At 68.6% G+C, this 5,928-nt stretch carries 7 protein-coding genes; 2 read left to right on the forward strand and 5 right to left on the reverse strand.

The window, feature by feature from the left end; translation table 11 throughout:
- Positions 1–667: MipA/OmpV family protein (locus VF662_RS07325; RefSeq protein WP_464139398.1), on the forward strand; the 667-nt coding region annotated here is incomplete at its 5' end.
- A gap of 10 nt (positions 668–677) precedes the next feature.
- Here VF662_RS07325 and VF662_RS07330 read toward each other — a convergent pair.
- The 4 genes from VF662_RS07330 to rsmI are packed head-to-tail and all read right to left on the reverse strand — an operon-like array spanning position 678 to position 3,461.
- The gene (locus tag VF662_RS07330; RefSeq protein ID WP_464139400.1) at positions 678–1,286 is read right to left on the reverse strand and encodes a DedA family protein; all 609 of its coding nucleotides are present in this window, start codon (positions 1,284–1,286) and stop codon (positions 678–680) included.
- A gap of 3 nt (positions 1,287–1,289) precedes the next feature.
- Positions 1,290–2,237, reverse strand: a complete 948-nt coding sequence (gshB, locus tag VF662_RS07335) for a glutathione synthase (protein ID WP_464139402.1) — start codon at positions 2,235–2,237, stop codon at positions 1,290–1,292.
- Between the two features lie 43 nt (positions 2,238–2,280).
- A complete protein-coding gene (locus VF662_RS07340; protein ID WP_464139404.1) occupies positions 2,281–2,631 on the reverse strand; it encodes a YraN family protein in 351 nt (116 codons plus the stop codon).
- Complete coding sequence (gene rsmI, locus VF662_RS07345) at positions 2,628–3,461, reverse strand: 16S rRNA (cytidine(1402)-2'-O)-methyltransferase (protein ID WP_464139406.1); 834 nt, start codon at positions 3,459–3,461, stop codon at positions 2,628–2,630. Before rsmI ends, VF662_RS07340 begins: the two co-directional genes overlap by 4 nt.
- Before the next feature lie 10 nt (positions 3,462–3,471).
- Here rsmI and VF662_RS07350 point away from each other — a divergent pair, with 10 nt between their 5' ends.
- The gene (locus VF662_RS07350) at positions 3,472–4,668 is read left to right on the forward strand and encodes a penicillin-binding protein activator (protein WP_464139408.1); all 1,197 of its coding nucleotides are present in this window, start codon (positions 3,472–3,474) and stop codon (positions 4,666–4,668) included.
- Here VF662_RS07350 and hemW read toward each other — a convergent pair.
- Positions 4,665–5,795, reverse strand: coding sequence for a radical SAM family heme chaperone HemW (hemW, locus tag VF662_RS07355; RefSeq protein WP_464139410.1), 1,131 nt, complete (start codon positions 5,793–5,795; stop codon positions 4,665–4,667). The two genes, VF662_RS07350 and hemW, sit on opposite strands and share 4 nt — an antisense overlap.
- Between the last annotated feature and the right edge of the window lie 133 nt (positions 5,796–5,928).

Raw genomic sequence — 5,928 nt, forward strand, 5'->3', positions numbered from 1 at the left:
GAGCTTCCCGGGCTCCGACAAGGTCAGCCTGCGTCCCTTCGTCGACGTGTCGCGGGCGAAAGGGGACACGCCCTTCGAGTTCGAGGCGCCGGACGAGAGCTTCGGCTTTGCGATTGTGAAAGGCGGCGGGTTTGCGTTCGGCCCCGCCCTGGGCATCGAAGGAAAAAGGGATGCGGAAGATGTCGGCGCCGCTTTGCCGAAGGTGGGGTTCACGGTCGAGGTGGGCGGCTTCGTTCAATATCAGCTGTCGGAGCCGTTCCGGCTGCGGGCGGAGGTGCGGAAAGGGCTCGGCGGCCATCGCGGTGTCATCGCGAACCTCAGCGCCGATTATGTCGCGAGGGACGGGGACAAGTGGCTGTTCTCGATCGGGCCGCGGCTGACGATCGGCAACGACCGCTACCACCGCGCTTACTTCGGAGTTGCTCCGGCTGATGCCGCACCTTCCGGCCTTCCGAGCTTCCGGCCCGACGGCGGCGTCCAGGCGGTGGGCATCACCGCGGGCTTCATTCGCCAGCTTACCCCGCGCTGGGGCATCAACAGCTATGCCCGTTACGACCGGCTGGTCGGCGACCCCGCTCGCTCCCCCATCGTGAGGACGCTCGGCTCGCGCAATCAATATTCGGGCGGGCTGGCGCTCACCTATACGTTCGGCTCGGGAGTTCGCTAACCCCCCCGAATCAGGGCTGCCGATGGCGCCTGTGCCAGGTGAGCTGACGCCAGACGTAGGCGATCACGATGCCCGCGATGATCAGCGTTGAGACGGGTCCGAGCACCTGCTCGACCTCGCTGAACTGCTGCTTCAGCATGAATCCCGCAACGGCGAGGAGCGCGCTCCATCCGACCGTGCCGACGGTCGACCAGAACAGGAATTTCGGCAGTCGCATGTGTACGAGCCCGGCGGGGATCGAGATCACCGAGCGGATCGTCGGCATCATCCGGCCGATGGCGACGATCACTGGCCCGAAGCGGCCGAAAAGCCGCTCCACCTTCTCGACATCGTACCAGTCGAGCGTCAGCCAGCGGCCGCGTTTCTCGATGAAGGGCCGGAAGCGGCGAAGGCCCAGCCGCCATGCGACGAGATACCAGAAGATGTTGCCGGCCATCGCTCCGAGGCTGCCGCTGGCGATCACCCCGGCGAGCGTCATCCGTCCCTCCGCCGCCGAGACTCCGGCGAGCGGCATGATCACCTCGGACGGGACCGGCGGAAAGATCGTCTCCAGGAACATCAGCATGGCGATGCCGAAATAGCCCGAATGCTCGACCAGTCGGATGACCCAGTCCGTCATGGCTCAGCGGAGCTTGGCCTCGATCGCGTCCCAGATGCGGCCGGGCGTGTCGGTGCCGTTGAATCGGTCGATCGCGACGATGCCGGTGGGGGAGGTGACGTTGATCTCGGTGAGCCACCTGCCGCCGATCACGTCGATGCCGACGAAGAGCAGTCCGCGCGCCTTGAGCTCGGGGCCGAGCGCCACGCAGATTTCCTGTTCGGTCTCGGTGAGCTCGGTCTTCAGCGCCGAACCGCCTGCCGCAAGGTTCGAGCGGATTTCCCCCTCCCCCGGGAGCCGGTTGATCGCGCCCGCAACTTCGCCGTCGACGAGGACGATGCGCTTGTCCCCCTGCGCGATCTCCGGGAGGAAGGCCTGGACGACGTGGGGCTCGCGATAGCTGGCGTTGAACAGCTCGATGAGCGAGGCGAGATTGGCGCCGTCGCGTCCGACCTTGAACACCGCCTTGCCCGCATTGCCGTGGAGCGGCTTCACGACAACCTCGCCATGCTCCTCGATGAAGTGGCGGGCGGCGTCGATCGAGCGCGTGATGAGCGTCGGCGGCATGAAGCGGGCGAAATCCAGCACCCAGACCTTTTCCGGCGCGTTCCGGACGGAGGCCGGGTCGTTCACCACCAATGTCTCGTGCTGGATGCGCTCCAGCAGGTGCGTCGCCGTGATGTAGCCGAGGTCGAACGGCGGATCCTGCCGCATCAGCACCACGTCCACGTCTCGGCCGAGATCGAGCAGGACCGGCTCTTCGAAGCGGAAGTGGTTTCCCGGGACCGCCTGGACCGTCACGGGATGCGCCATGGTCCAGAGGCGTCCGTCGACGTAGCTCAGCGCCTCGGCGTCGTAATGGAACAGCCTGTGCCCGCGCTTCTGCGCGCCGAGCATGATGGCGAAGGTGGAATCGCCCGCGATGTTGATGGTCTCCATCGGATCCATCTGGACGGCAATCCTCAGTGTCATCGGCTCCTCCGGAAGCGGCGCTTAGGCCAGGCGTCGCGCGCTGTCACCCGTGCCAGACGTTGGTCATGTGGCGGGGAAGACGCCAGGGGACGATGAAGATCGCGTCGATCCTGATGTCGTCCCCCGGAAGGGCGAAGCGCGGTGCAAGCGCCTCGGCGGCCGCGGCGACGCGGCGGAGGCGGTATTCGTCGAGCGCGAACCCGGCCTCGCGGGCCGTGGCGCGGGCCTTCACCTCGATGAAGGCGACGATGCGGCCGCGCCTGGCGACGAGGTCCACCTCACCGACAGGCGTGCGGACGCGGCGGGCGATGACGTCCCAGCCCTTGAGCTGAAGCCAGAGTGCGGCAGTCGCTTCGGCGCGCCTGCCGCCGCGTTCGGCCCGCTGCCGTTTCACTTCAGCGCCAGCGCGCGCTCATAGACCTCTCGCCTGGGCAGTCCGAGCGTTTCGGCGACTTCGGCGGCGGCGCGGGAGGGGGAGAGGCGCGTCATGGCTTCCTCGAGGGCGGCATCGACATCGGCTTCGGCGGCCGGCGCCGCTTCGCCCGGCGGTCCAATGACGAGCACGATCTCGCCCTTCGGAGGCGCCGCATCTGCATAGCGGGCGGCAAGCGCATCGAGCGAGCCGGTGACGGTCTCTTCAAACTTCTTGCTGATCTCGCGCACGACGGCAGCGTCGCGGCTGCCGAGCCCGTCGCGCAACGCAGCAAGCGCGGCGGCGAGGCGGGGGCCGCTTTCGTAGAGGATCAGGCTCGCCCTCACCGAAGCGACCTCGGCGATAGCGGTGGCACGGGCGCCCGCCTTGGGCGGCAGGAAGCCGAGGAACAGGAAGCGGTCGGTAGGCAGGCCGGCGAGCGTCAGCGCAGCGATTGCTGCGCAAGGGCCGGCGACGGTGTGGATGTCGATCCCCGCGGCGCGCGCATCGCGCACCAGTTTATATCCCGGATCCGAGATGAGCGGGGTGCCGGCATCCGAAACCAGGGCCACTGCCTTATCCGCCATCTGCGAGATGAGATCCGGCCGGACGCGATCGGCATTATGGTCGTGATAAGGCGTCATCGGCTTCCTGACGCCGATGTGGGCGAGGAGCTTGGCGGTGACCCTGCTGTCCTCGACCGCGATCAGATCCGCGCCAGAAAGCACCCGGGCGGCGTGCGGGCTCAGATCGGAAAGATTGCCGATCGGCGTCGCGACGATATAGAGGCCGGGGGGCAGGGGATCGCTCATGGATGAGGTCATGGCAGAGCAATCGCACCGGCCGCAAGCGCGGCGCTCCTTCCTCGGCCTTGCGGCGGGAGCCGCGCTGAGCCTCGCGCTTTCGGCCTGCGCGATCGTTCCGAGCGGCGGGCGGAGCGAGGCGCCGCCGCCGCCGCAGCCTCGCGCCGAGCCTGAGGAGCCGGCGGGGCCGAACCTGCCGCCCGGCGAGACCCGGAACCGCGTCGCGGTGCTGGTGCCGCTGACGGGGCCGAATGCCGGCGTCGGAACATCGATCGCGAACGCGGCCAACATGGCGCTCAGCGACTCGCAGAGCCAACGGATCAGGATCACCGTCTATGACACCGGAACGGGCGCCGCAGCGGCGGCGGAGCGCGCGATCCGCGAAGGCAATGCGCTGATCCTGGGGCCGCTGCTCGCCGAAGAAGCGCAGGCGGTGGGGGCGGTCGCCCGCCGGGCGGACGTGCCGGTCGTCTCCTTTTCCAACGACGTGAGCGCGGCGGGCGACGGGGTCTACATCATGGGGTTCAACCCTGAGCAGTCGATCGAGCGGGTGGTGCGGCATGCCCGCTCGCAGGGGCTGGAGCGGTTCGCGGCTCTAATCCCCGAAGGCGTCTACGGGCGGCGCGCGGGCGATGCCTATACGAGCATCGTCAATCGCGCCGGGGGACGCGTGGTCGCAACGGAGAGCTACGGCCGGACTCCCGCTTCGCTCCGGTCGGCCGCGCTTCGGCTGAATTCGGCTGCTCCGTACCAGGCGGTGCTGGTCGCCGATAACGGCAAGATCGCCATCTCGGCCGCGGCGACGATCCGGACCGGGCGTTCGAGGAGCGCTCGAATCCTTGGAACCGAGCTCTGGCGCTCCGAGACGGCGCTCACCGCCTCTGCGCCGATGCGCGGCGCATGGTTCGCGGCGGCGCCCGAGAACATGTTCGAGCAGTTGAAGACCCGCTACCGCACGCGCTTCGGGAAGACGCCGTACCGGCTTGCGAGCCTCGGCTACGATGCCGTCCTGCTGGCGGTGCGGATCGGCAACGAGTGGCGGATCGGCCGCCGCTTCCCCGAGGGCGAGCTTCTGAACCCGGAGGGCTTCACCGGCGTCGACGGCGCCTTCCGCTTCGCCCGCGACGGCGTCGCCGACCGTCAGCTCGAAGTCGTGCAGGTGAATGCCGGCACGTTCACGACCGTCTCGCCCGCGCCGAGGACGTTCGAGCGCTAGCCGAGCACGATCTCGGCGAGGATCGCGTCGAGGAGCAGCATTCCGGCCGGGGTGACGCGGAGGCGGCTTTCGTCCCCTTCGAGCAGGCCCTGGCGGGCGAGGCGGTGGATCGCCGCCTCATCGATCAGCTCGCGGATCGGGCGCTCGGCTAGGGCGGCGATGCGGGAAAGGTCGATCCCTTCGCGGAGCCTGAGGCCCATCAGGAGCGCCTCGATGCCCTTTTCAGCCGCGCCAAGCTCGGCTTCTTCGACGATGCCGCTGCCTGTGCGGTCGAGTGCGGAGAGCCAGTTCTCGGGCTTTCTGTGGCGCTGGGTGACGCTTCCGCCGCGCCGGCCGTGGGCGCCGGGGCCGATCCCGAGATATGGCTGATAGCGCCAGTAAGCGAGATTGTGGCGGCTCTCCTCGCCGGACCGCGCGTGGTTGGAGATTTCGTAGGCGGGGATGCCGGCGGCTTCGGTCATCCTTTGGGTGAGCTCGTAAAGCGCGGCGGCGTGGTCGGGGTCGGTCTGGGCGAGTTCACCCTTGGCCGCCAAAGCGGCGAAGCGGGTGCCCGGCTCGATCGTCAGCTGGTAGAGCGAGAGATGGCCGGTGCCGAAGGAGAGGGCGCGGGCGAGCTCGGCCTGCCATGCAGCCTCGCTCTGGCCGGGGAGGGCATAGATCAGGTCAAAGCTTACGCGCCCGAAAACGTCCTGGGCGGTGTGGAGCGCGGCCAGGCCTTCGGCCACGCCATGGGCCCGGCCGAGGAAGCGGAGCGCCTCGTCGTCGAGCGATTGAAGGCCGAGCGAGACGCGGTTCACTCCGGCCGCGGCGAGATCGGCGAAGCGCGCCGCTTCAACGGAGGAGGGGTTCGCCTCGAGCGTGATCTCGATGCCGGGCGCGAAGCCCCAGTGCCGCTCGGCCGCTTCGATGATCGCAGCGGCGGTCTCGGGCGGCATCAGCGAAGGCGTTCCTCCACCGAAGAAGATCGAGCCGAGCTTCTGCCCCGGCGCTGCCTCCGCCTCGCAGGCGAGGTCCCTCAGAAGCGCTGCCCGCCACTGCTCCTGGTCGACGCTCTCGCGGACGTGGCTGTTGAAGTCGCAATAGGGGCATTTGGAGACGCAGAACGGCCAGTGCACGTAGAGCGCCAGCGGTTCAGAGACTGTTCCGTTCGTGTCGAGCGAAGTCGAGACACCCTGCCGAGCAAAGCCGAGGCCTGTCCCGCGGCTCGTCTCGCCTTCGCTCGACTGGGCCCCTCGACTGCGCTCGGGGCGAACGGATAGA

This window comes from Allosphingosinicella sp., assembly GCF_036387215.1.
Classification (GTDB): Bacteria; Pseudomonadota; Alphaproteobacteria; order Sphingomonadales; family Sphingomonadaceae; genus Allosphingosinicella.